Source organism: Bacillus sp. MRMR6, from assembly GCF_001940785.1.
GTDB lineage: Bacteria > Bacillota > Bacilli > Bacillales > Cytobacillaceae > Neobacillus.
The window spans coordinates 1-25724 of sequence record NZ_MSLS01000014.1; the positions used below are offsets into that span (position 1 = coordinate 1).

At 38.9% G+C, this 25724-nt stretch carries 24 protein-coding genes, 1 tRNA gene and 1 rRNA gene; 10 read left to right on the forward strand and 16 right to left on the reverse strand.

Going from position 1 to position 25724, the window contains the following annotated elements:
• Positions 1-372: ribosomal RNA gene (locus BTR25_RS14385) — 16S ribosomal RNA — on the reverse strand; the annotation flags it as partial.
• A 527-nt stretch (positions 373-899) separates the two neighbouring features.
• Here BTR25_RS14385 and BTR25_RS14390 point away from each other — a divergent pair.
• Both BTR25_RS14390 and BTR25_RS14395 read left to right on the forward strand, forming a co-directional pair.
• Positions 900-1595, forward strand: coding sequence for an MgtC/SapB family protein (locus BTR25_RS14390; protein WP_075688745.1), 696 nt, complete (start codon positions 900-902; stop codon positions 1593-1595).
• 98 nt (positions 1596-1693) lie between these two features.
• Positions 1694-1766, forward strand: a tRNA-Ala gene (locus BTR25_RS14395).
• A gap of 184 nt (positions 1767-1950) precedes the next feature.
• Here the strand turns inward: BTR25_RS14395 and BTR25_RS14400 are convergent.
• From BTR25_RS14400 to BTR25_RS14425, 5 genes are all read right to left on the reverse strand, one after another.
• Complete coding sequence (locus BTR25_RS14400; protein WP_075688746.1) at positions 1951-3456, reverse strand: DEAD/DEAH box helicase; 1506 nt, start codon at positions 3454-3456, stop codon at positions 1951-1953.
• 330 nt (positions 3457-3786) lie between these two features.
• The gene (locus BTR25_RS14410) at positions 3787-4956 is read right to left on the reverse strand and encodes a cobalamin-independent methionine synthase II family protein (RefSeq protein ID WP_075688747.1); all 1170 of its coding nucleotides are present in this window, start codon (positions 4954-4956) and stop codon (positions 3787-3789) included.
• A 14-nt stretch (positions 4957-4970) separates the two neighbouring features.
• Entirely contained in the window at positions 4971-5684 is a 714-nt protein-coding gene (locus BTR25_RS14415; protein ID WP_075688748.1) for a sulfurtransferase TusA family protein, read from the reverse strand.
• 12 nt (positions 5685-5696) lie between these two features.
• Complete coding sequence (locus BTR25_RS14420; protein WP_075688749.1) at positions 5697-6059, reverse strand: DsrE family protein; 363 nt, start codon at positions 6057-6059, stop codon at positions 5697-5699.
• Between the two features lie 40 nt (positions 6060-6099).
• Complete coding sequence (locus BTR25_RS14425) at positions 6100-6339, reverse strand: sulfurtransferase TusA family protein (RefSeq protein ID WP_075688837.1); 240 nt, start codon at positions 6337-6339, stop codon at positions 6100-6102.
• Positions 6340-6501: 162 nt separating this feature from the next.
• Here BTR25_RS14425 and BTR25_RS14430 point away from each other — a divergent pair, with 162 nt between their 5' ends.
• Positions 6502-7386: a selenium metabolism-associated LysR family transcriptional regulator gene (locus tag BTR25_RS14430; RefSeq protein WP_075688750.1), complete on the forward strand. Its 885-nt coding sequence runs from the start codon at positions 6502-6504 to the stop codon at positions 7384-7386.
• A gap of 129 nt (positions 7387-7515) precedes the next feature.
• Here the strand turns inward: BTR25_RS14430 and BTR25_RS14435 are convergent, their stop codons facing one another.
• The 6 genes from BTR25_RS14435 to BTR25_RS14460 form a co-directional block, all read right to left on the reverse strand.
• On the reverse strand, positions 7516-8181 hold the full coding sequence (locus tag BTR25_RS14435; protein ID WP_075688751.1) for a 3'-5' exonuclease: 666 nt from the start codon (positions 8179-8181) through the stop codon (positions 7516-7518).
• Between the two features lie 17 nt (positions 8182-8198).
• On the reverse strand, positions 8199-10031 hold the full coding sequence (locus BTR25_RS14440; RefSeq protein WP_254842719.1) for a DUF294 nucleotidyltransferase-like domain-containing protein: 1833 nt from the start codon (positions 10029-10031) through the stop codon (positions 8199-8201).
• Positions 10032-10089: 58 nt separating this feature from the next.
• Positions 10090-11760: a sodium:solute symporter family protein gene (locus BTR25_RS14445; RefSeq protein ID WP_075688753.1), complete on the reverse strand. Its 1671-nt coding sequence runs from the start codon at positions 11758-11760 to the stop codon at positions 10090-10092.
• A 91-nt stretch (positions 11761-11851) separates the two neighbouring features.
• On the reverse strand, positions 11852-12154 hold the full coding sequence (locus BTR25_RS14450) for a DUF4212 domain-containing protein (protein ID WP_075688754.1): 303 nt from the start codon (positions 12152-12154) through the stop codon (positions 11852-11854).
• Positions 12155-12294: 140 nt separating this feature from the next.
• Positions 12295-12477 (reverse strand): hypothetical protein, encoded by a 183-nt coding sequence (locus BTR25_RS14455; RefSeq protein WP_075688755.1) that lies wholly within the window; start codon positions 12475-12477, stop codon positions 12295-12297.
• 282 nt (positions 12478-12759) lie between these two features.
• The gene (locus BTR25_RS14460; protein ID WP_075688756.1) at positions 12760-13506 is read right to left on the reverse strand and encodes a glucose 1-dehydrogenase; all 747 of its coding nucleotides are present in this window, start codon (positions 13504-13506) and stop codon (positions 12760-12762) included.
• Positions 13507-13646: 140 nt separating this feature from the next.
• On the opposite strand from BTR25_RS14460, the gene BTR25_RS27685 reads away from it, so the two are divergent.
• Positions 13647-13790, forward strand: a complete 144-nt coding sequence (locus BTR25_RS27685; protein ID WP_175596794.1) for a hypothetical protein — start codon at positions 13647-13649, stop codon at positions 13788-13790.
• Positions 13791-13841: 51 nt separating this feature from the next.
• Complete coding sequence (locus BTR25_RS14465; protein WP_075688757.1) at positions 13842-16367, forward strand: putative bifunctional diguanylate cyclase/phosphodiesterase; 2526 nt, start codon at positions 13842-13844, stop codon at positions 16365-16367.
• A 26-nt stretch (positions 16368-16393) separates the two neighbouring features.
• Here the strand turns inward: BTR25_RS14465 and thrB are convergent, their stop codons facing one another.
• Together thrB and BTR25_RS14475 are read right to left on the reverse strand one after the other, a co-directional pair.
• A complete protein-coding gene (thrB, locus tag BTR25_RS14470; RefSeq protein ID WP_075688758.1) occupies positions 16394-17311 on the reverse strand; it encodes a homoserine kinase in 918 nt (305 codons plus the stop codon).
• A gap of 90 nt (positions 17312-17401) precedes the next feature.
• On the reverse strand, positions 17402-18691 hold the full coding sequence (locus BTR25_RS14475; protein ID WP_075688759.1) for a homoserine dehydrogenase: 1290 nt from the start codon (positions 18689-18691) through the stop codon (positions 17402-17404).
• Positions 18692-19362: 671 nt separating this feature from the next.
• On the opposite strand from BTR25_RS14475, the gene serA reads away from it, so the two are divergent.
• Positions 19363-20985: a phosphoglycerate dehydrogenase gene (gene serA / locus BTR25_RS14485; protein WP_075688761.1), complete on the forward strand. Its 1623-nt coding sequence runs from the start codon at positions 19363-19365 to the stop codon at positions 20983-20985.
• Between the two features lie 505 nt (positions 20986-21490).
• On the opposite strand, the gene BTR25_RS14490 is transcribed toward serA, so the two are convergent.
• Together BTR25_RS14490 and BTR25_RS14495 are read right to left on the reverse strand one after the other, a co-directional pair.
• The gene (locus BTR25_RS14490) at positions 21491-22618 is read right to left on the reverse strand and encodes an HAD family hydrolase (protein ID WP_075688762.1); all 1128 of its coding nucleotides are present in this window, start codon (positions 22616-22618) and stop codon (positions 21491-21493) included.
• A 186-nt stretch (positions 22619-22804) separates the two neighbouring features.
• On the reverse strand, positions 22805-23404 hold the full coding sequence (locus BTR25_RS14495; RefSeq protein ID WP_075688763.1) for a cell wall hydrolase: 600 nt from the start codon (positions 23402-23404) through the stop codon (positions 22805-22807).
• A 347-nt stretch (positions 23405-23751) separates the two neighbouring features.
• Here BTR25_RS14495 and BTR25_RS14500 point away from each other — a divergent pair, with 347 nt between their 5' ends.
• The 4 genes from BTR25_RS14500 (at position 23752) to BTR25_RS14515 (ending at position 25712) form a co-directional block, all read left to right on the forward strand.
• Positions 23752-24198: a Dps family protein gene (locus tag BTR25_RS14500; RefSeq protein WP_075688764.1), complete on the forward strand. Its 447-nt coding sequence runs from the start codon at positions 23752-23754 to the stop codon at positions 24196-24198.
• 60 nt (positions 24199-24258) lie between these two features.
• A complete protein-coding gene (locus BTR25_RS14505; protein WP_075688765.1) occupies positions 24259-24504 on the forward strand; it encodes a glutaredoxin family protein in 246 nt (81 codons plus the stop codon).
• Positions 24505-24612: 108 nt separating this feature from the next.
• Positions 24613-25458 (forward strand): lipoprotein, encoded by an 846-nt coding sequence (locus BTR25_RS14510; RefSeq protein WP_075688766.1) that lies wholly within the window; start codon positions 24613-24615, stop codon positions 25456-25458.
• A 155-nt stretch (positions 25459-25613) separates the two neighbouring features.
• Positions 25614-25712, forward strand: coding sequence for a YjcZ family sporulation protein (locus tag BTR25_RS14515; RefSeq protein WP_139311246.1), 99 nt, complete (start codon positions 25614-25616; stop codon positions 25710-25712).
• The last annotated feature ends 12 nt before the right edge of the window (positions 25713-25724 follow it).

Sequence of the window (25724 nt, forward strand, 5' to 3'; positions counted from 1 at the left end):
ATTCCCTACTGCTGCCTCCCGTAGGAGTCTGGGCCGTGTCTCAGTCCCAGTGTGGCCGATCACCCTCTCAGGTCGGCTACGCATCGTCGCCTTGGTGAGCCGTTACCTCACCAACTAGCTAATGCGCCGCGGGCCCATCTGTAAGTGTCAGCGAGAAGCCGACTTTCAGCTTTCCCTCATGAGAGGAAAAGGATTATCCGGTATTAGCATCGGTTTCCCGATGTTATCCCAGTCTTACAGGCAGGTTGCCCACGTGTTACTCACCCGTCCGCCGCTAACCAAGAGGTGCAAGCACCTCRAGATTCGCTCGACTTGCATGTATTAGGCACGCCGCCAGCGTTCGTCCTGAGCCAGGATCAAACTCTCCATGAAAGTTGATATAGCTCATTTGTTACGTTGGCTTCACTTCAATTAAGAAATGAAAAATATTATTCGTTGACATTTTTGTTCGTTTAGTTTTCAAAGAGCAATTTTTCATGTCGCCCAAAAGCGACTCCTTTAATTTAACACAAAACACTTTATACTGTCAATAACTTTTTCAAAAACTTATTTTGTCTTGTTCTTCTTTCGAAGAGGACGTGTATTAATATATCACGCATATAAAATGATTGCAATAGAATTTTTCATCTTTTTTTATCGTCCTAAATTTTCTTTCTTCCAAGCCATCACTTCATCTCCATATTACCTTCAATTTACTCCAGCATAATTTCGTTTATAACTCATAAAATTAACATTAAAGTTAAACGCAAAAGAAATTTTTATGGTCAACACCACACCAGTAATGGTCTTTCCTCCTTTATTTTTCTAGATTTGAGAGGAAACCGATTTTTAGTTTTAGGGTTATGTATAATAGTATATATACAACCTTTCATTACATATAAGAAAAAGGCGTGAATCCAATGGAGTATATTGATATTGATATTTTAATAAAACTAGGTGTTTCTGCAGTTTTTGGTCTAATAATTGGTCTTGAACGCGAATTAAAAAGAAAGCCTGTTGGCCTGAAAACAAGTCTAGTTATTTCTGTTGTAAGTTGCCTGTTAACAATTGTATCTATTGAGTCCGCTTATATGTTTCCTAATACCGATGATGTCCGCATTACAATGGACCCGTTGCGTCTAGCAGCCCAGATTGTATCAGGAATTGGCTTTTTAGGTGCGGGTGTCATTTTAAGGCGGGGTAATGACAGTATTTCTGGATTAACAACAGCGGCAATGATATGGGGGGCTGCTGGTATTGGAATCGCTGTAGGGGCCGGCTTCTATATTGAGGCTTTTATTGGTGTAGCATTACTAATTATTAGTGTTGAATTTATGCCTTTTTTAATGAAGCTGATAGGACCAAAACAATTACGGGAAAAAGAAATAATGCTGCAACTTTTTATAAAGGATAAAATCCAAATCGATAAGGCTATATCGTTATTAGTGGAAAAGAAATATATCATGCGCAGAGTTCGAATTAAGGATTTAGATAATGGTGACCATCTCGTACAAATTTTGGTTGCAGTTGATTATCGTGAAAAGATAACAGAAGTATATGAATTTGTTTCCAATCTTGATGGAGTCAATAAGGTAGAAATAGAAAGTATGAGTTAGGGCTGTTAAACAACTAGCCCTAATTATTTTATTATTAAAAAATTTCCTCTTGCAAGAATCTCTTCATGAAGATATAATTTTCCTTGTACCACTTATACGGGGGCTTAGCTCAGCTGGGAGAGCGCTTGCATGGCATGCAAGAGGTCGTCGGTTCGATCCCGATAGTCTCCATAAAAATAAAACCTTGCCATAGCAAGGTTTTTTCTTTTTTCAAAAGGTAATTCGCTGTTCTCATTTCAATTTAGCCCTTTCGATAGCCAATACATTTACTCTTTTCAGGTAAACTATTAGAGAAAAAACATAAAAAGGCGTGATTCTTAATCGAATTCACGCCTTTTTTATTTCAACTCGTTTATTACCTCTTTTTATTTGAAGCTTTTCTCCTATCCGTTTTCCCTAATGGACGGCCAGAATTATCTCGTTGTCCACGATCTCTTCCCTGCACTTCGGTACGTCCTTGCTTTCCAGCTGGTTGACTTCTTCTGCCTTCTGGAGCAGAGGTTTTTATACCTGAACGGTCAGAAGTACTCCGCCTTCCTGACTCACCAGTTTTATACTCACTAGTATCTCTAGGTTTATTTTTTGAAAAATCCTTTTTACTTCTAGCACTTTCCTTATCCCCTCTAGTCTTCAAAGGTCTAGCGCCGTTATTTCCACCTGTCCGTTTTTTGGAACCTTCTCCCCTGCCTCCGTCTCTACTCCTAACAGGACGAGCTGGACTAGTTTTTTTCTCTGAACTCTCTTCACTATTCCCGATGTTTTGTTTCTGAATTTTAATATTTAGTTCTTTTTCGATCATATCGAGAGTGGACCTGTCGTCTGATGAATAAAATGTGATAGCCAATCCTTTTGAACCAGCCCTGCCAGTTCTGCCAATACGGTGAACGTAGCTCTCTGCATCCTGCGGAATGTCATAGTTAAAAACATGTGTTACTCCCTCGACATCAAGCCCTCGTGCTGCAACATCTGTGGCAATTAGCAGCTGTACTTCTCCATCCCTAAATCGCTTCATCACTTGCTCTCTTTTAGCTTGTGAAAGATCACCATGAAGTTCATCGCATAAAAATTTGTGGGATTTCAGCACTTCATATAATTTACTCACTCTTCGTTTCGTTCTGCAGAAAATGACTGCTAAATAGGGGCGATGTGTTTCCACTAATTGAATTAAGGTCCCTTGCTTGGCACGATCAATCGTATGAATAGCAATTTGCTTAACAGTGTCAGCAGGTCCCTGAGTTTTTTCCACTTGTATATACTCTGATTTACGCATATGTTTATTTGCTAAAATTCTAATCTCCTCTGGCATAGTGGCAGAAAAGAGCATCGTCTGACGTGTTTTAGGAGTTTCCCTTATGATGTCCTCTACTTCATTTAAAAAGCCAATATGGAGCATTTGATCTGCCTCATCAAGCACTAGAAACGAAACGTCTGATAATTGAACCGTTCCTCTTCTAATATGATCTAATAATCTGCCTGGCGTACCGACAACGATCTGAACATTTCTTCTCAGCTTCTTTAATTGTTTATCAACGTCCTGTCCGCCATAAACAGCCAGCACGTCCACCCCTTCTATATCCTTAATCAACTTTTCAAATTCCTCGGTGATTTGTAAAGCTAATTCTCGGGTTGGGGTTACGATAAGCGCTTGAACATGTGAAGCATGCGGATCCAATTTTTCTAAAATAGGTAAGATAAACGCAAAAGTCTTACCAGTTCCTGTTTGTGCTTGTGCAATAACATCTTGCCCCTTCATTACAAACGGTATCGCTTGTTCTTGAATTGGGGTAGGTTTCGCCACACCAAAACCACGTAATTTATTTACAATTGTTTCTGAAATACCTAATGCTATAAAATCAGGCAAAAGAATCCCTACTTTCTCTATCCATACAGAATAATGTCTTATTAATATTGAGTGTTTATCACAGAAATAGCAAATATTCTTTTTAAGACAAAAAAGGACCTTATCCAATAAGATAAGTTCCTTTTAAACATATTAAGCCATGACAGTAGCTTTTACCCAGTGGTTTACAATTGGAATTCCTGCATCCTTTAACGTCCTAAAGATCGGGCATCGTTGATCGACTGCTTGCTGTAATTCAGCAATACGCTCATCAGATTCAGAGGTTTGTAGAAAAGCTCTACCTTGAAGTTAAGCAACTGTCCCATTTTATTACCTTCCTCCGCTTTATTTTTATATTAGTACACTTTCACGAAGTTTCTTCGCGGCAATTGACATCGTTTTTAATTTCTCAAAAGCAATTTTGTCACTATTCATTGGACGCTGTGCAAATGTTCCAAAACCACAATCAGGATTTAAGAATATTTTCCCGTCTGGCAGGTATTTTCTTGCTTCCTCTACGCGGAATAAGATTTCTTCAACAGTTTCAACTGTTTCTGTTCTTGGATTAACAATGCCAAAGCCTATCTCTTTCCCCCCGAATTCACGAATTGCGTCAATCTCCCCAGCACGAGGAGTCGCATACTCAAGAATAAGCTGGTCAACATTTACTTTAGAAAAATAGGGAATTAGCGGATAATACGGGCCTTTTAGCAAAACCTCTTCCTGGGTACTCCAATTCCCACGGCAAACATGGACGCCAATCCGTGTTCCTCTTCCCAGCATATCTTTCGTAATTTTGTTCATTAAGTCCAAAGCAAACTCAATTTCTTCTTCTGCATCTGCCTTTGCCGTTAGGGCTCCGCACATGAATGTACGGTTTGCATTTTTCTGGGTGAACACTAGTTCAGTTAAAACCGGCTCATCAAATTGAACAAACTCTACTCCTGCCGCGATTAAATCTTCTATTTCTTCTCGAAGTACCTTAATAATATCTACTGCCAAATCTTCTTTTGTCGGATAGGCATCCTTCGATAGTCCTTCAACCCACATCGCTCTTGTCAAAAGGTAAGGACCTGGAAGAGCAACTTTTATAGCCTTTTCTGTATGTTTTTTAAGAAACAGGAAATCATTTAATGCAAGAGGTTTCCTTCGGCTAATCTTACCGGTTGCTGCTGGATTTGACATAGAAAATGCAGGCACATCTAACGTACCAAGAATTTCCTCAAAGCTGGCTTTATCTTCAACATAATCTAGCAGCTCAGATACTGTCAGCATCTGGACATTATTTAGGTGGTCAGCTACAAATGAGATAAAATTGTCGCGTCGCTGTTCTCCATCTGAAACAATATCAATTCCTGCTTCCTCCTGCCATTTTAGACATTGTAAGACCGCCTGGTCGGCTATTGACTCGAATTCTTCTTCACTTATCCTTCCGGCACGTTTATCTCGCATCGCTCGCTTTACTTCTATTGTTCTTGGCCAGCTGCCAATAACCGTGGTAGGGAACTTCGGTAAATCCATCTGTTTGCCTCCCTTTAGAAAACAATTGAGAGTTTAATATCAATTGCTATACTTTGTTTTAGAGTTTGATAGATAGGTGATTTCGTTAACGTCATATTCCATATATCTTCCAAAACAACTTCTGATTCAGGAGAAGATACATAGAATACCCCTGTGATAGTATTCATTTTCGGACTACCATCCTCTTCTAATTCCATATGAAATAAAACATTTTCTAAACCGCCTTTTAATGTCAGTTCTAGATGATCTATCTCGATATCCCTGCGTGAAGCCTGGGCTTTATAACCAACTGTTAAACAGGAGGCTAATGACGCCAGAAGATAATCAATTGCACTTGGAGCATTCACCTTTGGACTAAAGTCAGCTGGTTGACCAGCCAGAAATGTATGATTTCTTGAGTAGATTTTAGCAGTAAGCTCCTTGTCCCCTTTTGCCCGGACACTCCATTGAAATCCTTTTGCGGCCTGTAAATCTGCCTCCAACTCATCCTGATATGACCCTTTTCTTATAAAATATCGAGTGGTATTACTTCCAGGCTCTGAACCAAGATACTCATGCTCGACCATTCGGCACCAAGCCGGAAGGTCCTCTGCAACCGTTCTCTCTCTGCTTTTCACTTCAAGAATTTGACCATTTGAAAGGGGGTCCATCGTTTTCTTGATGATTAGTAATAATCCAGAACCACAGTCTAAGTCTCCACCATCACAAACTGCATGGGCTATATACATATTTCCACCGGCTTAGTATGTAATGGATGCGGCACCAAGGCTAAGGAACTCTACTAATTTCGCTCCTCCAACAATGGTAGCACCATCTACAAGGTTTTCTTCATCCAATTCCCTTTTCTTGTAACAAGGGCTGCAGACCCAAAGAGTGCCTCCTGCTTCAACGAAGTTTTCCATTAATTGTTTTAATGGAGCAAAACCTGCTTCATGAATATCATCTGCATAGCCTTTTGAAGCTAGATAGGCTCCTTCTACATTCAAAAAAACCACTGTTTCTTGTCCTGAAGCTACTGCTGCATTTGCTACAACAAAACCAACTGTCGCTTTATCAGCATCATTCTTTGCATTTGTTAAACTAACTAAAAATTTGCCAGCCATTTAAATTCCTCCATAATTTCATTTTATGTAAAAGACTGTATCAGCCTTTTTCAATATAGTAATAACTGATTTTGCCAACATCTTTACGTTCTAACAGATTGTGCTTTTGCATCCTGCACCATGCGGGCAGGTCCTCTCTAGCACCTGGGTCATAAGAGATGACCTCAATGATTTGTCCACTATTCATCTTCTTCATCGTTAAGAACAAGTTCATAATTAACTCCCCACACCCTGTTGGTCCTGCGTCATAGATATGGTCTGGTACATATTGGAGTGACACCCAATCATCTCCTATCCAATTTTTATTGTTCATTTTCATAATCTTTTCATATCCTCTGGACATTTTAATTATAAAAAAATGATATCATTAGATAAATTCAAATTATCTATTCTACCTATAGATATTAATCGTTTACACGAATACCAAAGGAGGAAAGTCGTAATGGATCTGCACCAACTCTTGGTTTTTACAAAGGTAGTAGAACACAAAAGCTTTTCTAAAGCAGCGGAGGATATATTTCTAAGTCAATCAACAGTCAGCTCGCATATACAAGCTTTGGAAAAGACGTTGAATATTAAGCTCTTCGACCGTGTTGGCCGAGAGAGTATTCTTACCCCCTCCGGAGAACGATTGTATCAATGGGCATTAAAGCTTCTTTTGCTTAAGGATCAGGCATTGCTTGATTTGAAAGAGGGAGCGACCGAACTAAGAGGGATTCTCCGTATTGCGGCAAGTTCAGTACCCGGACAATTTATGCTTCCTAAGATGGTCAAAAATTTTCGAAATCAGCATCCTCATGCTACTTTTCATATAAACCAATCTTCTTCGAAAAATGTTGCAGAACAAGTACTCAGCGGCTCTGTGAATATGGGGATATTGGGAGGAAAATACGAAAACGACAACCTCTACTATATTCCAATTGTAAAAGAAAAATTAGTCCTAATTACTTCGAATCAATCTGAAATCTCAGGCCAAGTTACGATTCACGATATATTGAAGTATCCTTTTATCATGAGAAATTCAGATTCAGGTACGAATGCACTTCTTGAGCGGTTTTTAAAGAGAAATAAAATAACAAAAGATCAATTAAATGTTATTGCTTATACTGAGAGCGGACAAAGCTTAATCCAATTTGTACTGCAAGATATCGGAATTGCAATTGTCTCTGAAATAGCGGCCAAAGATTATTATGAAAACCATATGCTTAAAATGCATGAGATAAGTGATTTTAACGAAGACAGATATTTTTATCTAGTTTACAACAAAAATAAAACGCAATCGATGTTAGCAAAATTGTTTATAGAAAATGTAAGTAAGATATTCTAATTTATAAAAATGAAAATTTCATGAACCGAAAAAACAAGGAAAAAGGAGAACAGCGAGTTCTCCAAGTTAGAAATTTATTGAAAAGAAAAAGCAGCTCACATTGAACAGCTTCTTCTCATATATTCATGATTAAAACTGAAGGGATCTCATTTGGCTGTCAGTAGCTTTAATCAGCTCTCCCCAGGTGCTTAAGCCCCGTTCTTTGAACAGTCTTAGGAGCTCAATAAATAGATAGGCAGTGGTTAAGGCATCCCCAAGCGCACTATGACGATCATAAATCCTTGTTCCAAAAACCATGGCGTACCGCTCTAAATCTCTCATATCATAGGACGGCGCAATATAGCCAATAAGGTCCAACGTATCAATGGTTAGGAAGTTTTTTAATGTAAGGTTCTGTCTTTTAAACTCGCTTTTCAATGCCAGTGCATCAAACCCGATATAGTGTCCTACTAAGCAAACGGTTTCTCTTGATTCTACAAAATCAAAAAAGCTCATCATAGCCTCTACAGCTTGTGGTGCGTCTTTCACGATTTCATTTGAAATAGAGGTAAGATCGGTTATTTTTTGAGAAATGGGTTGATTTGGATTGACGTAGGTTTGAAAGGTGTCAAAGTCGACCACTTCTAGACCTTTTATGGGAACAGCGCCGATTTCAATCATTCGGTCGGATGCTGCCACCTGAAATCCAGTTGTTTCAGTATCAAAAACGACAAAATTTAGGTGCTCCAAGGGAGTGCTTAGTGGAATGGTTTCATATTTTAAGGTACAAGATACACTGTTTCTTCGAAAAAACATAGCGCCCCTCCTCTACTCTATACTGAAAAGTGAGCGAACACCTGGCTTTGGAGCTCTCTTAGTGTTTTTAAGCTTAAAATTAGTTCTTCTTTCTGCCGAGTCGATAATGTAGTGAATGACACAATCGATGACACATTACTACCAACTTTTGTCTGCTGCCATCGCTGATTGACATATAGCGTTAATATATGGCTGACCGCTTGCTTAAGATCTTGAGTAAATAATTCTGAAAAGACTCCCTTATCCTTTAACCAATTGATTTTTTCAATAGGAGGTCCGACAAGATTTCCATGTAGAAGGGATAAAATTTGCAGGCTATGATGGTATGGGAACAAGACTTCTTTTTTCATATCAATCGTTTTGCGCTCAAGTTTGAATAAAGAACGAATAGGCTGTTCAAGGGTTGGAATGGAATGCTCCTTCTCGAGCTGGGTCAGCCTGTATAAAAAAATCCTCGATCTTTGCATTTGATTTGAAATGGTTTTCCGAAATTGGTCATCCAGTTCTTCGCTTCCGATAATAAAGCGAAAAGAAAAGAAATTTTGCGCTAATAACAAATTATCATTTGTAGATTGAAGCATCCATCTTCGCAGCCGTTCTTCCCAGTCTGCCAAAGACCCGCGCCATTCCTTCTCACTGCACATCATCAATCCTAAACAACGTGCGTATCCAGCTGATTCTAGGTTGGTTGTAATCTCTTTACCCAAATCGAAAAAGTAGGCATCTGTGTCTGGTGAATCCTTTTCATAAACAATGAAATGGTCTTGATCCGTTAGGATAAATTGCTCTTCACGGCCACTGCTGCCCATTTGATAGAAAGCAAAGGAACAAGGCTGGTGCATGCCTTTTAACTGTAAAGCCTGAATTGATAAATTAACGATTCTTGAAACAAGCCGGTCATATAGTTTTGTTACAATCTCTAAGGTTGTTAAGATAGGAACCCGATTCCTTAATAGTGTGTCAATGACTTCACAAATGGCATTCTTGACGTGAGGAAGGCTATCCCTATCAGCCAGCTCAATTTTTTGGATGGTCTTCATCACATTTTCACTTTTTTTCCTTAATAAATCCGATAATGTGACAATACCCACTACCTTAGACTCTTCTATTACCGGCAAGTGCTTAATGCCTTCCTGGAAGATTAATGATAGCGCATTATAAAAATAATCCAAACGAGAAACAAATATGGGATTATGTGTCATAATCTCATTTGCCTTCGCTGTCAACGGTATTCCTCGCGCTACTACCCTCTCGACCATATCTCTTTCCGTGATAATTCCTTTTAAAATCTCATTATCTATTACAAGGACAGAACTCGTTCTATTTTCATGCATAAGCCGTGCCGTATCTTGTACAGTTGTGTTCGGGGTAACACTTACAATTTTTTCAGTCATAATATCCTGAACACGGATCATGAACGCATCATTTTCCCCATAATCCCGGGCAAGCTTAACCTGTTCTGCCAGAGAAGAATAAATATCCTTTAAGCGAAGGGATACCTGAGACAGTAAGTAATCGTGAACAGCGGGATCGTCCCATCTTTTCGTGATTACCTCAAAAGGAATATATAATACCTTCACTGGACTAACTGCTTTTACTTCAACCATCGTTTCACTTTTTTCAGGTTTTGACATACCAAGGAAATCTGCGAGGCTTGAAAAACCAATCATTTCTCCTTTTTGAACGACTTCCAAAACTTCAATTCTTCCATGGCTTTCATTTCTCACGAAAACCTCCGAAAGGCCCTCTAGCATCAGCAGAAGCCCTTCACGAGATTTATCTTTCTTTAACATGATTTCATTTTTTTCAAAATGACGAATTTCGCATAATGATAGAAGATAATTGGCCATAACATGGTCCACCCCTTGAAAAAAGGGGTGAAACCGAACAGCCTCACTTACAGTTGAATTAAACTGATTTTGGTCCATCATCATTCATCCAAACTTCGCCGTCTTTATAAACCATTTGTTCTGGATAGCGAAGGTCCATTACATCATCCTGTAGTTTTTGAGAAGGTGCTGCTGTCAAAAGTGATACTACAATATTGGTAATAAATGCAGCAGTTGCACCAAAGACTCCCGCTCCTGTATCAATGATACCGAGAATCGTAAAGCCGCCATACTTAGCTGCAAATATATAAGATAGAGTTACACCTAAACCAACTAGTAAACCAGCAATAACCCCTTTTGAATTAGATCGCTTCCACCAAACTCCAAGTACAAGAGCAGGAAAGAAGGTTCCAGTTGCAATAGCAAAGGCCCAAGCAACAATTTGTGTGATTGCTCCCGGTGGATTTAAGGCGATTAATCCAGCTAAAAGCGTTGCAGCAACAATTGTCCATCGTGCAACAGAAAGTCGATTTTTTTCTGTTGATTCTGGCTTTAGAACGCGATAATAGATATCGTGTGCGAAAGAGGAAGAAATGGATAGCATTAAACCGCCGGCAGTAGACAATGCAGCCGCCATTGCTCCTGCTGCTACTAAACCGATTACAAACATACCAAGGTTTGCTATTTCGGGAGTTGCCATAACTACAATATCATTTGAAATAATGAGCTCACTCCATTGTAAGATTCCATCTCCATTCCCATCAGCAACCTGAAGCTTGCCTGTATCCACCCATGTTTTTGTCCATGCAGGAAGTTCACTGATTTTGCTTCCTGCCACTTTTGTCATCAGGATGAATCGAGAGAATGCAGCATAAGCTGGCGCTGACAAGTAAAGCAAACCGATGAAAAGCAATGCCCATGCTCCCGACCAACGTGCTGCTTTCATTGTTGACACTGTATAAAAGCGGACAATAACGTGTGGAAGACCAGCGGTACCAGCCATTAACGTAAACATCAAGGCTAAGAACTGCCACTTTGTTCCATTCGTAAATGGAGCAAAGTATTCTGAAATTCCCAGCTCACGGTCAAGCTCACCCATTTTTCCGACAAGCTCTCCATAAGATAGCCAAGGCATTGGGTTTCCAGTTATTTGCAGTGACATGAAAATAACAGGAATTAAATAGGCAATGATTAAGATACAATACTGGGCAACCTGGGTCCAAGTAATCCCCTTCATTCCGCCAAATGCAGCATAGAAGGCAATTAGCACTACCCCAATCATTGTTCCTAGCTTCGCATCTATTTCAAATAAACGGCCAATTACTACCCCAGAACCAGACAACTGACCAATTGAGTAGGTAAAGCTGATGATAATCGTACAAACGGCAGCTATAACACGAGCGGTGTGGCTGTTATATCGGTCCCCGATAAACTCTGGCACGGTATAGCGGCCATACTTCCTTAATTGTGGTGCAAGCAGGAACGTCAGAAGTAAATAACCACCCGTCCATCCCATGATATAGGCAAGTCCATCATAGCCTAGAAGCATGATGGTTCCGGCCATCCCGATAAAAGATGCCGCACTCATCCAGTCAGCACCGATGGCCATCCCATTAAAGATAGGCGGTACGCCACGTCCAGCTACATAGAAGTCTGATGTCGCCTTTGCTTTGTTATAGATTGCTATTCCGATATATAAAGCAAATGTTACTAAAATAATTGATAATGAGACCAAGAATTGAGTGTCCAAGGCCATCCCCCTTTTTTAAAAGCAACTATAAGTAGAAAAGAGTCCTAAAGATTGTAAACTTTGATTTTGCAAAACAACCAGCTTATCCTAATTAATGATCTAGTACTTTCCCTGAACTGATTTGCTCATTTTTATCTTCATCTATTCCATATTTTTTATCGATGCGATCACCAAGCTTAGCATTAACAAAAAGCAGAATAATGAAGGTAATAACGGCACCCTGAGCTCCCATGAAATAATGGAAGGGGAAACCGTTTATGGAGAATTTACTCAATGGCTCGGCAAACATGACCACACCAAATGAGACGATAAACCAAATAATAAAATAAATAATCATATTTCGATTTTTTTCACGAAAATAGCGTTCCGCTTTTTCCTTTTCAATTTTCTTCACATTTCCACCCCCGGTTAATTTTCAGTTTTGACGCTCAACCCAAATAAATGACCAACCAACTACTCCTTTCAAATTAATGTTGCATTACGCATTTCAAGTAGTGCTATCATTACTCCGACTCCTTTCGGAAACGGGGAAAACTACCTTAAACTGAAAATAAATTTTATAGTATCCATAAATGGTGCTGGTACTAAAATAATTTGAACGAGGAAGTAAATAAAGATAGATAGGAACGGCATGACAAGGAAGATTGTCTTCTTTTTCTTTAACGCTAGAAAAAGGCAGACAGCAGTGATGGCAAAAAGAGCTAGTAAAACAGGCAAAGAATTCCCTCCTTTTTTGATGAGAAAGCGCTATCATAATACAACGTGTTTAACTTATGCAGTTATATCAGACAACAAATAACATTTTCTGATTAAACTAAATCTTTTGAAAATTTGTACTTAATTATTATCTACAAAAATTTATAGTAGGTCAAGACCTACTGCCAAAAAATAGTAATATTTTCTTATTTTAGTAGGGAGGAGAGCGAAGTAAACTAGCCGATGGCGCCTTGCGCCGGTCCGGTATAAAGAATTTACTAAAACAAGCTACAAGGTAGTTTGTTATTCCTCGTAGAACATTTTTCTGGTCATTCCCCCATCGACCACTAAATTGATTCCCGTTACAAAATTATTATTCTTTGCAGTTAGATACAGGCAAGCTTGTATGATATCACTAGGTTTTCCAACACGGTTTGAAAAATGTTGCTCATGGTCAGCCTTTGTTAATTGAGCATAATCACCCGTGTGTATCCATCCTGGTGAAATACAATTTACCGTGATCCTGTCCTCACTAAGCGACGCCGCTAAGGCATGAGTAATCGCAACAATTCCTCCCTTGGAAGCGGCATAACCCTCTGAGTTTGGTTCAGACATTAAAGCACGAGTCGATGCCAAGTTAACAATTGAACCGCCTCCCTTTTCCCGCATCACTTTGGCTGCTTCACGTGAGCAAAGAAAGACACTCCTTAAGTTGGTTTGTATGATATCGTCCCATTCTTCGAGAGTTACATCATAAACTGATTTGAATAATCCCTTACCAGCGTTATTTATCAAGATATCAATTCTGCCATAAGTCTCTTTGGCCATTTTTATTAAATAGATAATATCTTCTTCTCTCCTAACATCTGTTCTAACAAAAATAGCCATTCTATTGTTTTCAATTAAACGTTGAGCGACCTTCTTCCCTTCTGCTTCATCTACATCCGCCATGACTACTTTTGCTCCCCGTTCTGCATATCCGGCCGCCACGGCTTGGCCAATTCCATTAGCAGCGCCTGTAACAATCACTACTTGATTAAAAAAGTCCATTCTTAATCTCTCCTTTCTAAATTTCATTCCAACCTACAGGTATATTTCCATATTATCTAAAAAAAATTTACCATGTAATATCTACCTTATTTTTGAAAAAACTATCAAAAAACAAAAGCAGTCTACAAGGAGGATTCGAAATGCAAGAAAAATGCTTTTACTGTGTTAGTGAAATCGAAGAAATGCAGCTCCATTATGTAACTTTTTTAGCTTCAAATAAAGAAAGAGATGAACCGCTCTGTGATGAGTGCTATAATGAGTGGCTACATGGTCTAAAAGGGTAACCTTTCCACTGTTATATTATGCTCAAATTTGGGCATTTCGAGGTGTTTAAAATGTCCATAAAAAAGAAAATCCCAATTATCTTTACCTTATTAGTTTTTTTAATCTTATTATCAAACAATGCCTTTCAGTATTTACATTCAAAAAACCAACTCCTTACCTATAACGAAAGAGAAATTGCATTGATTACAGAGGAAGTCTCCTATCAAGTGGAAAATACCAGAGAAGGTTCGCTTTATATGGAGGACATCCTTGCTCGCGAATTACGTACTGCATCCTTAGCCATTAGGAATGAGCTCCCATCTGACTATAAAGATGTTTCAAATGAGCAGTTGGCCAAGGTTGCCGAGGAAATGGGAGTTTCTCATATTACCTTGTTTGCAAAAACAAACGATGATATCGTCGGGGTAAAATCCTCAGATCCACATGAGATTGATGTTTCTACGAAAGAGTGGGGATATTGGTACGATGCGTTTGAACAATTATTCGCTTTAGTACCTGTAAAGGTTGAAAAGGGATTAACCTTAAAAAATTATTGGTCAGGTCCGATTGAAATTGCATCTTCTAACCCAGAGCATATTGATAAGTGGGGGTATTACTATGACGGCACAACCAATTACATCATAAACCCCTACTTCCGAGACAACGTATTAGATTTTGAGCTGCAATTTGGCCCTGGTAATATTATTGATAGTCGTACGAAAGAGAGAGGCATTTTAGAACTAACCGTTTTTAATCCTAAAAACTTTGGCAAGGAAGATGAATTTGTCAATTTAAACGGGAATAGCTATATCAGAATCTCGGAACGTCCTATATGGTATGGGGCATATACTTATAAGAATATTAATAAGGACAAATCCTTTATCACTAAAGCTATGGATACGGAATCTGTTTGGACTTATAAAGAAAGGCTTAATGGCCAGAATGTCATGAAGACCTTTGTTCCCGTAGTTCAAGCAACAAACGGTGAGCCTTATGTCATTGGCTTAGTATATAATTACGAACTCATTGAACAACAACTACGGAACGAATTAAACGCACATATTCTGCTTTCTATTGTTATTATGGTTCTTGTATTCTTCGTTAGCTTGGTGTTCTCACGATCAATAACGAATCCTATTGGATACATTGTTGAACAAGTAAAGGAGATTGCCAAAGGGAAGTTCGGGAAAACCCTTGAACTCAATCGGAATGATGAATTTGGGACCCTGGCTGAAAACGTTAATGCCTTATCACGCCATTTACACAGCTATATGAATGATTTAATCAAGAGTAAGGAACTTATTGAGTACCAGGCATTTCATGATCCCTTAACAGGGCTTCTTAATCGAAGGTTTATTCTAGAAAAAATGCCCGATATTATTGATGAAGCAACTAAAAATGGTGAAACGATATCGGTTTTATTCATAGACATCGACCGGTTTAAACATGTGAATGATTCTCTTGGCCATAACAAAGGCGACCAGTTATTAGAGATGGTTTCCACTCGGATAAGAGAATACCTTCCTGTTGAAAAGGCACTTATCACTCGCCAGGGAGGCGACGAGTTTATTATATTGTTGATGAATCTTAGTTTGGAGGAAGTTAAAAGCTCCGCTGAAGGTCTTGTAAGCGTGTTAAAGAAGCCTTATACACTAGAAGCTAACGAGCTTTACCTCGGAGCGAGCTGTGGAATTAGTCTTTTTCCACAGCACACAAAAAACATGGACAATCTTTTTGTCTACGCTGATATTGCTATGTATGCTGCAAAAAAAATGGGTGGTAATAAGGTTATTATTTACAATGAACAAATGGGAATATCAAATCAAGAACGACCGCAAATCGAAGCACGCTTAAGGAAAGCATTAGAGCAGGCAAAGCTCGAAGTTTATTATCAGCCAAAATTGAATGTACTAACGGGGGAAGTAGTTGGAGCAGAAGCCTTGGTTAGATGGACAGATGAGGAGCTTGGGTTTGTGCCTCCTGATATCTTTATACCTATTGCGGAAGATACTGGTCTCATTCAACCATTGTGGGATTTTGTTATGAATACAGCCTGCCACCAAATGAACGAGTGGAACTTGAAACATTCACGAAACTTATCGATTTCGGTAAATTTTTCAGCTCGTCAATTTCAGGAACCCTGTAATATGGTGAACAAGATTAAGGATATCCTCCTCGAAAGTAAACTTCCTGCAGATAATTTTGAAATTGAAATTACTGAAAGTATTTTACTTACCAATTCAAAGGAGATTGTTCAGACATTACGGTCCCTTCAAGAAATGGGGATGTCCATTTCCATTGATGATTTCGGAACAGGTTACTCTTCGCTTAGCTATTTAAAAAACCTGCCCATTACTACCCTAAAAATCGATAAATCATTCATTCAAGACATTACCAAAGAATTAAAAAACACGGAGATTGCAGAGGCGATCATTAACCTAGCACGCAGCCTTCATTTAAAGGTAATAGCTGAGGGAGTAGAAGAAGAATATCAAAAGAACTTCTTACTATCAAAAAACTGCTTTCACATGCAGGGATACCTTTTTAGCAAACCGCTTAACAAAGAAGATTTTAGTGTTTTTTTGGAGAAGAACTGAGAAAAGGCAGCTGCGGCTGCCTTTTTTTATAAACATTTTTCGCATTTTTTAACAGAGCTTCCAGTGCTGTCTATGTTTACTAATTTGACCTTCATGTCAGGGAAAGCACCCTCTAATACATTTGCAAGTTCCTTACCCTTACCCAATTCACAAAAACATAAAACAGTTGGTCCTGCACCGCTTAAAGCAATCCCAAATGCACCAGAGTCCTTTGCCACATCATCAATTTCCTGGTAAAAAGGGATTAATGGTTTACGGTAAGGCTGGTGAAAACGATCTCTGTCCATCATTTTTCCGGCTAGTTCCCAGTTTTGACAAAGTAGGGCAGCCACTAACAGATTGGCTGTCGAGGATGCTTGAACTGCTTCAGGATAGGAGAAATCTGTTGGAAGAACACCTCTTGATTCCTTTGTTAATAAGATTTCCTGTGGGATGACTGCTACCATTTCCATTGGAATGTCTGCCATTGACAGTATATCAACTTCATTGTTCTGATAGCTGCCAATTACTAAACCACCATAGAGTGAAGCTCCCACATTATCAGGATGGCCCTCAATCTCTGTTGCCAGCAATAACTTTTCCTTTTGCGTTAATTCTAAATCGCCTACATAATTTGCCAATTCAATTCCTGCTACAATCGCTGCTGCACTTGAACCAAGTCCTCGGGCTAGTGGGATATCACTATCAACAACAATCCTGCAAGGTGCTAACTCTTTGCCATATTTCTTTGCTGTTTGAATGGCAATTTGACAGATGAAATTTCTATCATCTGTTGGAAACTCTTGCAGTTCAATGGTCCGTGAATAACATTCCCAGTGCTCACTTGTCTCTACCTCTAAATCTAAATACAAATCAAGGGCTACGCCCATGGAATCAAAGCCTGGCCCCAGATTGGCCGAGCTGGCTGGAATACGTATAGCAAACTTTTGATCCGTTAAATTCATTGATGGACAACTCCCCTTATTAAGCTGAGGGTATTTTGACTAATAGTCAGAAATTCTTTATATGCTTCATTTAATTCCTGCCATCTCATTTTAGTTCCTCACCACTCTGTATGCACTTTTTATTTCCTTAACAGCGTGTAAGTCATTCAATTCATGTAAAATTGCATCATAATTTGTTAATGAGGCACGATGTGTAACCAAGACAATCTCCGAAGTTTCATTTTTCCTCACTGGAAGCTGAAGAATCTTTTCAAAGCTAACCCCATGCTTGGCAAAAACCGACGTGATCTCAGCAAACACACCCACTTCGTCTTGGACATGAATACGTAGAAAGTATTTAGAATACTTTTCTTCGTTCGTCTTTAACCGCTTAGGATACTGAGGTGTTACAGCACTTCGTCCATTTACGCCTAACCGTAAATTCTTGATCACACCCACTAAATCAGAAACAACTGCGGTGGCTGTAGGGAGACTTCCTGCACCCGGTCCATAAAACATCGTTTCTCCAACAGCTTCACCATAAACGTATACGGCATTATATTCATTCTGAACAGAGGCTAACGGATGATTGTTTGACAAGAATGTTGGTTGAACACTTACCTCTACTTTCTCCCCTTCACGATGTGCATAACCAAGAAGTTTCATCGTGTAGCCTAGTTGCTTTCCATATTGCAAATCTTCTTCGGTAACATTAGAAATTCCAGATACAGCTACATCGTCTAAATCGATATGCATCGAGAATCCCAAGGTTGCCAAGATCGTCATTTTACGAGCGGCATCTAAACCTTCTACATCCGAAGTTGGATCTGCCTCTGCAAATCCAAGCTCCTGTGCTTCCTTTAGGACCTCATCATAGGCAGAGCCATCCTTGCTCATTTTTGTTAAAATATAGTTAGTGGTACCATTTACAATACCCATCATTTGCGTAATTCGATCGGAAGCAAGTCCGTCAACTAGGCCTCTTAGAATTGGAATTCCTCCGGCGACACTTGCTTCATAGAATAAATCACAGCCATTTTCTGACGCAACCGTCAAAAGCTCAGACCCGTGAAGTGCCATTAAATCTTTATTAGCCGTTACAACATGCTTCCCTTTTTGAAGAGCACTTAGTAAATAATCTTTTGTTTCATGCACCCCACCCATGACTTCAATAATTACATCAATCTCATCGTCATTTAGTACTTCATCTGCATTGGATGTCAACAAGTCTTTGTCCACTTCACTGGGTCTTGATTTATGTAAATTTTGGACAAGAATTTTTTTCACTTCTACTGGACATCCTACTTGGTGCATTAATTTATCTTGATGGTTTTTGATTATTTTTACGACACCGGAACCAACCGTTCCTAATCCTAATAAACCGATTGAAATTGCTTTCAACAAAATCACTCCTGTATAAAGTGTATTTTTTAGATGTACATTTGTATTTCTATAGTAGACATTATATTATTGTAAGAATTTTTTTACAATAGATAAGTTTTACAGAAATATCACTGTAACCGCTTAAACCCTTCTGTCTACTAGCATACTGCTTTTTTTATTTTTTTTCGCCTAAAAAATATTGAAAAATAATTTCATTTTATTCCTTTACAATATAAAAGGAACCGATGTAGAATGTTCAGTATATTCAGTTAAAAGCGAAAGTGCCTTGTTCAGGGCCGACAGGCATAAGACGAGCTGGCAGGAAGGTTGCTTTTTAACCTATAGGCAGTAAAAGAGGGTGGCACCGCGTTTAATCACGTCCCTCATAACAAGACAAACCTGTCTGTTATGAGGGATTTTTTATTTATAAGGCTGTTAAAGGATACACTTTGTTAATTGGAGCGGAAGGCACGAGACTCCTCGAAAATGCTAACGCATTTCCTTCGTGCGTGGGAAGATTCGAAGATGCTCTTCAGTGTCCTGCGGGAGGACTGGGCAGGGGAGACCCCGCAGGGCGCAAAGCGCCGAGGAGGCTCCCCGGACCGCCCGCGGAAAGCGAAGTTCCTGGAGTGTAAATCAACAGCCAATATTTTCACAGCCATTTTTCAAAATATAGGAGGTTTCAAAAAATGTATAAGGTACTTGTAACAGACGGAATTAGTGATACTGGACTAAAAAGTTTATTTGACCATCCCAATTTCATTGTTGAACGTCAGCCTACTCTTCCTACTGATCAACTAAAAAGTATTATCGGTGAATATGAAGCACTTATAGTAAGGAGTCAAACAAAGGTAACAGAAGATCTTTTACAACACGCTGACAAATTGAAGGTTATTGCCAGAGCTGGTGTCGGAGTTGATAATATCGATGTAAACGCAGCAACACGAAAAGGAATTATCGTTATTAATGCTCCGGGTGCCAATACGATTGCTGCTACCGAGCACACTTTGGCAATGATGCTTTCTATGGCTCGGCTAATTCCGCAGGCTCATAGGAAAACGGCAGATGGTGAATGGGATCGTAATTCCTTTAAAGGGGTAGAATTGTATAAAAAAACACTCGGAATTATTGGCATGGGAAAAATCGGTACTGAGGTCGCGAAACGTGCCAAAAGCTTTGGAATGACTATTCTTGGCTATGACCCGTACTTAACGGATGAAAGAGCAAAAAAGCTTGGCATGACAAAAGCGAGTCTAGACTTAATTGCTCAAGAATCTGATTTTATAACGATTCATACCCCTCTAACAAATGATACCAAGGGCTTAGTAAATGAAGAATATTTAAGCAAAACCAAAAAGGGAGTACGCTTTATCAATGTAGCCCGCGGGGGAATTATTGATGAAAATGCACTAGTTCGAGCTATTCAAAGCGGTCACGTAGCTGGAGCTGCCCTTGACGTATTTGAAAAAGAGCCAGTTGCTAACCCAGCGCTCCTAGATAATCCAAACATCATCGTTACACCACATCTAGGTGCCTCAACAGTCGAGGCACAAGAAAAAGTAGCTCAGGAAGTAAGCGTTGAGATTATTGATATTTTGGAAACACAATCCATTCGCAACGCAGTGAATATGCCTCAAATGACAGGGGAAGCACAGCAGAAAATGCAGCCATATTTATTGCTTGGAGAGCAGATGGGACAATTAGTCATACAACTGTTGAAGAAGGCACCAACAAAAATTGAAATTAACTACTTTGGAGATTTGATTGAGGAAGATACAGAGCTATTAACAAGAACAATGATTAAAGGAATTCTATCCCACCATCTAAGTGATTCAGTGAATTTAATCAATGCTCTCCATCTCTTGAAGGAACAAGGTGTTTCCTATAATGTCCAGAAGAATGCAACAAACAAAGGCTTTGCAAACTATGCAGAACTCTCCATTATAAAAGGGCCGGAAACAGCTAAAATTGGTGCAACCGTACTAAATGGCTACGGTGCACGGATTGTAAAGATTAATCAGTATCGAATCGATATAAGACCTGAAAAATATCTTCTTTATATAAAGCACCAAGACGTACCAGGAATGATTGGAAAAGTTGGTTCTTTATTAGGCGATTACCAAATTAATATTGGAACCATGCAAGTGGGAAGAACTGAGGTAGGCGGTGAAGCCATCATGGTGCTGACACTTGATAAAACAGTTAATTCCGAAGTGCTTCGTGCACTAACCTTAATCAACGGCTTAGATGTAGCACAACTATTAGAGCTATCCAACGTCGATTCCTTTTACCCAGGAAGATTTGAAAAATAAAAGAAATAGGGATTGCGGCACAATAGGCAATCCCTATTTCTTTTATTTATGGTTTCCACACTTCATCGGGGCAGGATGACCCCGATGGTTACCGCTTTACTCATAAATACTGCTCCACGGGCATCAGACTATCCTTCTGGTTACCGTTATCCTCTTAATTTCCACTTCACGGGCATCAGACTATCCTTCTGGTTACCGTCATACTCTTAATTTCCACTCCACGGGCATCAGACTATCCCTCTGGTTACCGTCATACTCTTATATTCCACTCCACGGGCATCAGACTATCCCTCTGGTTACCGTCATACTCTTATATTCCACTCCACGGGCATCAGACTATCCCTCTGGTTACCGTCATACTCTTAATTTCCACTCCACGGGTATCAGACTATCCTTCTGGTTACCGTCATACTCTTATATTCCACTCCATGGGCATCAGGCGAACTCTCTGGTTACCGCCATATTCTTAAATTTCACTCCACGGGCAGCAGAATGCAAGGCTGCATTATAAAATACTTTTTAAATCTAGTACGGAATTAAGGATATAGTCTGCCTTTTTCTCCTCGAAGTCACTTCTGGCATCTTTTCCAGATAACCCAGTTAACACGGCGGCAAACATACAGCCCAGTTGTCTAGCCGCTAGCAAATCGGCTAAAGAATCTCCCACTACTAATACCTCATGACCATTTTCAATGGGCAAAGGCAATTTTAAACAATCCTCTACAGAAGTCCCTTTCCCACGAAGACCTAAAATATAGGTATACGGATGTGGTTTTGATAATGACTTCTTTTCTTTGAGTCTTTCCTCTGCTCTAAGAACATCATCTGCAGTTACAATATGATTCTTATTGAAGTGATGAAGCCAATTTAGGTGGTGAAAAGGCTGGATGGTTTCAAGTTCAGGTCTGCCCGTACCAATACCAATCTGAAGACCAGCAGCTGTTAAGTATTCAAAGAGCCCTTCAAGCTCATTTGCTGGGGCTAAAGTAGTCTCATTTGCTAAAAAGCCTTTTTTTCCTAACTGGACAGAGGGCCTTCCAGTGGACTCAAGTACATGCTCATCACCAACATACCATTCCTGTGAAACATGCTCACAGACTGACCATAAAGTCCCTTTGCCTTTAAAAATATCGGTTTCCACTCCCAGCTTTTCCTTTGCTAGGACATTTATGTAGTTAAACAACTCTTCCTTCATGGCACTAGACCGTTTAAAGTCATCAACGAATATCGTAAAGTCAGGTTTTACCTCATAATCTTTTAACACCTTACCCATGTCTACAAGAACTTCACGATTAATCTCGGACTTTAGCCAATGGTTAATTTTTTCCTGCTCCGTATTCCTTATTTGTGATAACAAATGAAGAAGTTGATGGCAAAATGATAAATAAATCATGTCCCAGTTAGCATTTAACCCGCGTGACTTTAAGAACTTTAAAACCTGATCTTTTTCAAAAACATGTTCTCGAATTGCTGTAATCTCGTCTACACTATAGTCCGTCTTATAGTCATTTGGTGACAGCGCTAAGTACTTATCACTAATGATTAACTCCCAAACTGTAAGTGCTGATGCATCAAAGTAATGCTCTTCACTTAAAAGAACTCCATCAACGTCAAACAATACTATCTTTATCATCTAATCCACCCTTTTCTACCGTTTCACATTTGTACTTTATGGTAGCACAGTAAAGATTAGAATAGAAAGAAAAAGAAGCTTTAGTAACTAAAATTAATCACTACAATTTATATATTATTAGAAGAATAAAAAAGAAGAAGCTAGCCATAATAATGGTTAGCTCCTTCTTTTTTATTAAAAAATCATTTATTTAGCAAAACGATGGTTACCAATGGTTACTGTAACAGGTCGTGAAAAAATCCACTTACTTACAGCTGTCTTCGGGTTATAGAAGAATAATGACCCGCTGCCCTGCCCTCTAAACGCCAATGCTTCATTAACAGCCTTTCTCGATGCCGCATCTGCTGGTTTGTTGATTTGTCCGTTGGCAACAGGTGTAAATGCATAATGACCATTTGAAATTTCATAAACTACACTTCTTACTGTATTTGGAAACTCTGAACTTGCCACTCTATTTAAAACGACTGTCGCAACCGCTACCTTGCCAGCGTATGGTTCAGCCTCTGCCTCGGCACGAACAAGTCTTGCCATTAAATCTTTGTCTGCTTCTGAAATAGTAGAGTTAGGGATTACTATATTCGAGCCAGCGTATAATAGTGAACCTGTTGCATTATTTGCTTTCATTAAACTATTAACAGGCACACCATATTTCGATGCTATCTTCCAGTAGGTTTCACCTGATTGTACTCTATGTGAAGTTGCAGCTTCTGACTGCGAAGTAAAAGTAAAAGCTGACATAGAAAATATTAATCCAGTTGCAATGACTAGTTTTTTTAGTTTCTTCATAATTTATTACCTCCTAGTAATCTGGTTCGTTTCTCTACTAATCATGCTATCAGCTGTAACATACTAATTCATTATCCAAAAAGTGGTAAGTATTTTCGCATACCTTCTTCCATTGGTAATAAAGGTTTCTCATCTATACTGGCATTTTTAACCACTGGTTAATTCCCACCTAAAAAAATACTCAAATGTAACATTATGGTTCTATTTTTACGCAGTGTATCATGGTTGTAACATAGAAATTAAAGAGAGTTCACTAAATTGACATGATTTCCCTTTAATCCGCAAAGAATTCTAACTAAATCTTTGGTAATAATATATAGAGGACAAACAAACAGGAGGTAAACTACATGGAAAATCAGTTAAGCAGTGTTCTTAACAAACAAATCGCAAATTGGTCAGTATTGTATATTAAATTACATAACTATCACTGGTATGTGAAGGGCGGACAATTCTTTACATTACACACTAAGTTTGAAGAGTTTTATAATGAGGCAGGCCTGCATGTGGATGAATTAGCCGAGCGGCTCCTTGCAATTGGAGGAAACCCAGTGGCGACCATGAAAGGATGTCTTGAGCTTTCATCAATTCAAGAAGCTATAGGCTCAGAATCAGCAGAGGAAATGGTTCAATCTTTGATCAACGATTTCTCGATTGTTATCGGAGAGATAAAAGAAGGTATGAGTTTAGCCGGTGAGATGGATGATGAAACAACAGGTGATATGCTTCTTGCCATTCATTCCGGTCTTGAAAAGCATGTATGGATGCTAAAAGCCTTCTTAGGTAAAACAGTTTAAACATCTTCTAAAGGTCTAACAAATTTGTTGGACCTTTATTTTTAAAAGGAGGTATTCGTCATGTTTTCACCCGAAATTATTGTTTATAGCAGTAACGGTTGTTCATATTGTAAGAAAGTAAAAGTGTTCCTTAAAGAATTGGGTTTCGAATACGAAGAAAGAAATGGATCCATACATAAAGAGTATTTTGATCAATTGAAAGAAAAGAAAATATTTGGAACTCCCGCAACCTTTGTAAACGGGAATTTAGTGTTGGGTTTTCAAGAGAAAAAACTTAAAAAACTACTTGGGATTCCATTGGATTAGTCAGTTAAAACGGATACTTCTCCTATGCAAGTAGGATTCCTTAGAATCGTTGTCTTCTACCCTATTAAATTGTAAAATTAAATATAAATTGCATCTAGGGGGAAAAACATGAAAAGGTATATTATATTAATCCTTACCGTACTGATCCTTTCAGCTTGTACTTCAAAGACCTACACAAAGAGTTTTGAAGCAGGAATAGAAGAATTGAAGCTTGGTAACTACGCGGAAGCAGTTAATCAGTTTCAAAACGCATTAGAAGAAAAGGAAACAGACGAGGCGATGGGCAACCTACAGTTTGCAGAAAGCCTTGCAGAAAGTAACGAACTTTACCTAGACGGTGACTTTGACACTGCCCTCTATGCCGTTGATAAGGCTCTCAATAGTAAGGTTAGTACAACATTTGATCAGGCTATTATAAAACCGGCAGAAGAACTCAAAGACAAAATAATTGAAGCAAAAAAACTGGCGGACTCCTTAACAGAACAATTGGTAATAGGAAAAAACCTGCTAGATCAAGAACAATATGAGCAAGCAGTTGAGATATTCCGACAAATCTCTGAAACAAAAGACTTCACCCATATTTCAATGATTGAAAAAATGACTCAAGAAGCTAATTCTCTCTTGAATGAGACAACAAAAAAGAAAGAGAAGACACAGCAGGAGAAAGAGAAACAGGACCTAGCTAAAGAGGAAAAGAGAGAAGATAAGCAAGAACAAGTCAGTCAAACCCTTACATATGAACAAGCAGAATCCTTGGTAAGAACTTACCTCAATTTAAACGCGAACCCGAGTATCTTTGTAAAATATGACCATGATGCAGACAACGGTGATTACATTATCCAAGTGTATGAAATAGTTGTCGATGATCCAAAGACAGGTGCAGGTCACACTGCGACATGGGGATGGTATGGGGTTAATAAAACAACCAGAGAGATCTACGATACCATGAATTAAAAAAAGCTGACTTACTGAATCTTTATTTTCAGTGAGTCAGCTTTTTTACATTAGCTAGGTGTATGAATTATCTTTTAGAAATCTAAACGCATGTCCAACCCGAAAAGAACCTTATTACATAAATTATATAGACGAAACTAATGGAGGTGAATAAAATGTCTGGATATGGTTCTAGCAACAGCTTTGCGTTAATTGTTGTTCTTTTCATCCTGTTAATCATCGTAGGTACTTCTTTCTACGGTGGTGTTTACTAATTTTTAGCTAGA

What these genes read in the sequence shown, in the direction of transcription:
- BTR25_RS14390 (WP_075688745.1), top strand. Translation starts at nt 900, where the DNA reads ATGGAGTATATTGATATTGATATTTTAATAAAACTAGGTGTTTCTGCA.
- BTR25_RS14410 (WP_075688747.1), bottom strand. Translation starts at nt 4,956, where the DNA reads ATGGATTTACCGAAGTTCCCTACCACGGTTATTGGCAGCTGGCCAAGA.
- BTR25_RS14415 (WP_075688748.1), bottom strand. Translation starts at nt 5,684, where the DNA reads ATGTATATAGCCCATGCAGTTTGTGATGGTGGAGACTTAGACTGTGGT.
- BTR25_RS14420 (WP_075688749.1), bottom strand. Translation starts at nt 6,059, where the DNA reads ATGGCTGGCAAATTTTTAGTTAGTTTAACAAATGCAAAGAATGATGCT.
- BTR25_RS14430 (WP_075688750.1), top strand. Translation starts at nt 6,502, where the DNA reads ATGGATCTGCACCAACTCTTGGTTTTTACAAAGGTAGTAGAACACAAA.
- BTR25_RS14435 (WP_075688751.1), bottom strand. Translation starts at nt 8,181, where the DNA reads ATGTTTTTTCGAAGAAACAGTGTATCTTGTACCTTAAAATATGAAACC.
- BTR25_RS14440 (WP_254842719.1), bottom strand. Translation starts at nt 10,031, where the DNA reads ATGGCCAATTATCTTCTATCATTATGCGAAATTCGTCATTTTGAAAAA.
- BTR25_RS14460 (WP_075688756.1), bottom strand. Translation starts at nt 13,506, where the DNA reads ATGGACTTTTTTAATCAAGTAGTGATTGTTACAGGCGCTGCTAATGGA.
- BTR25_RS27685 (WP_175596794.1), top strand. Translation starts at nt 13,647, where the DNA reads ATGCAAGAAAAATGCTTTTACTGTGTTAGTGAAATCGAAGAAATGCAG.
- BTR25_RS14465 (WP_075688757.1), top strand. Translation starts at nt 13,842, where the DNA reads ATGTCCATAAAAAAGAAAATCCCAATTATCTTTACCTTATTAGTTTTT.
- thrB (WP_075688758.1), bottom strand. Translation starts at nt 17,311, where the DNA reads ATGAATTTAACGGATCAAAAGTTTGCTATACGTATTCCAGCCAGCTCG.
- serA (WP_075688761.1), top strand. Translation starts at nt 19,363, where the DNA reads ATGTATAAGGTACTTGTAACAGACGGAATTAGTGATACTGGACTAAAA.
- BTR25_RS14490 (WP_075688762.1), bottom strand. Translation starts at nt 22,618, where the DNA reads ATGATAAAGATAGTATTGTTTGACGTTGATGGAGTTCTTTTAAGTGAA.
- BTR25_RS14495 (WP_075688763.1), bottom strand. Translation starts at nt 23,404, where the DNA reads ATGAAGAAACTAAAAAAACTAGTCATTGCAACTGGATTAATATTTTCT.
- BTR25_RS14500 (WP_075688764.1), top strand. Translation starts at nt 23,752, where the DNA reads ATGGAAAATCAGTTAAGCAGTGTTCTTAACAAACAAATCGCAAATTGG.
- BTR25_RS14505 (WP_075688765.1), top strand. Translation starts at nt 24,259, where the DNA reads ATGTTTTCACCCGAAATTATTGTTTATAGCAGTAACGGTTGTTCATAT.
- BTR25_RS14510 (WP_075688766.1), top strand. Translation starts at nt 24,613, where the DNA reads ATGAAAAGGTATATTATATTAATCCTTACCGTACTGATCCTTTCAGCT.
- BTR25_RS14515 (WP_139311246.1), top strand. Translation starts at nt 25,614, where the DNA reads ATGTCTGGATATGGTTCTAGCAACAGCTTTGCGTTAATTGTTGTTCTT.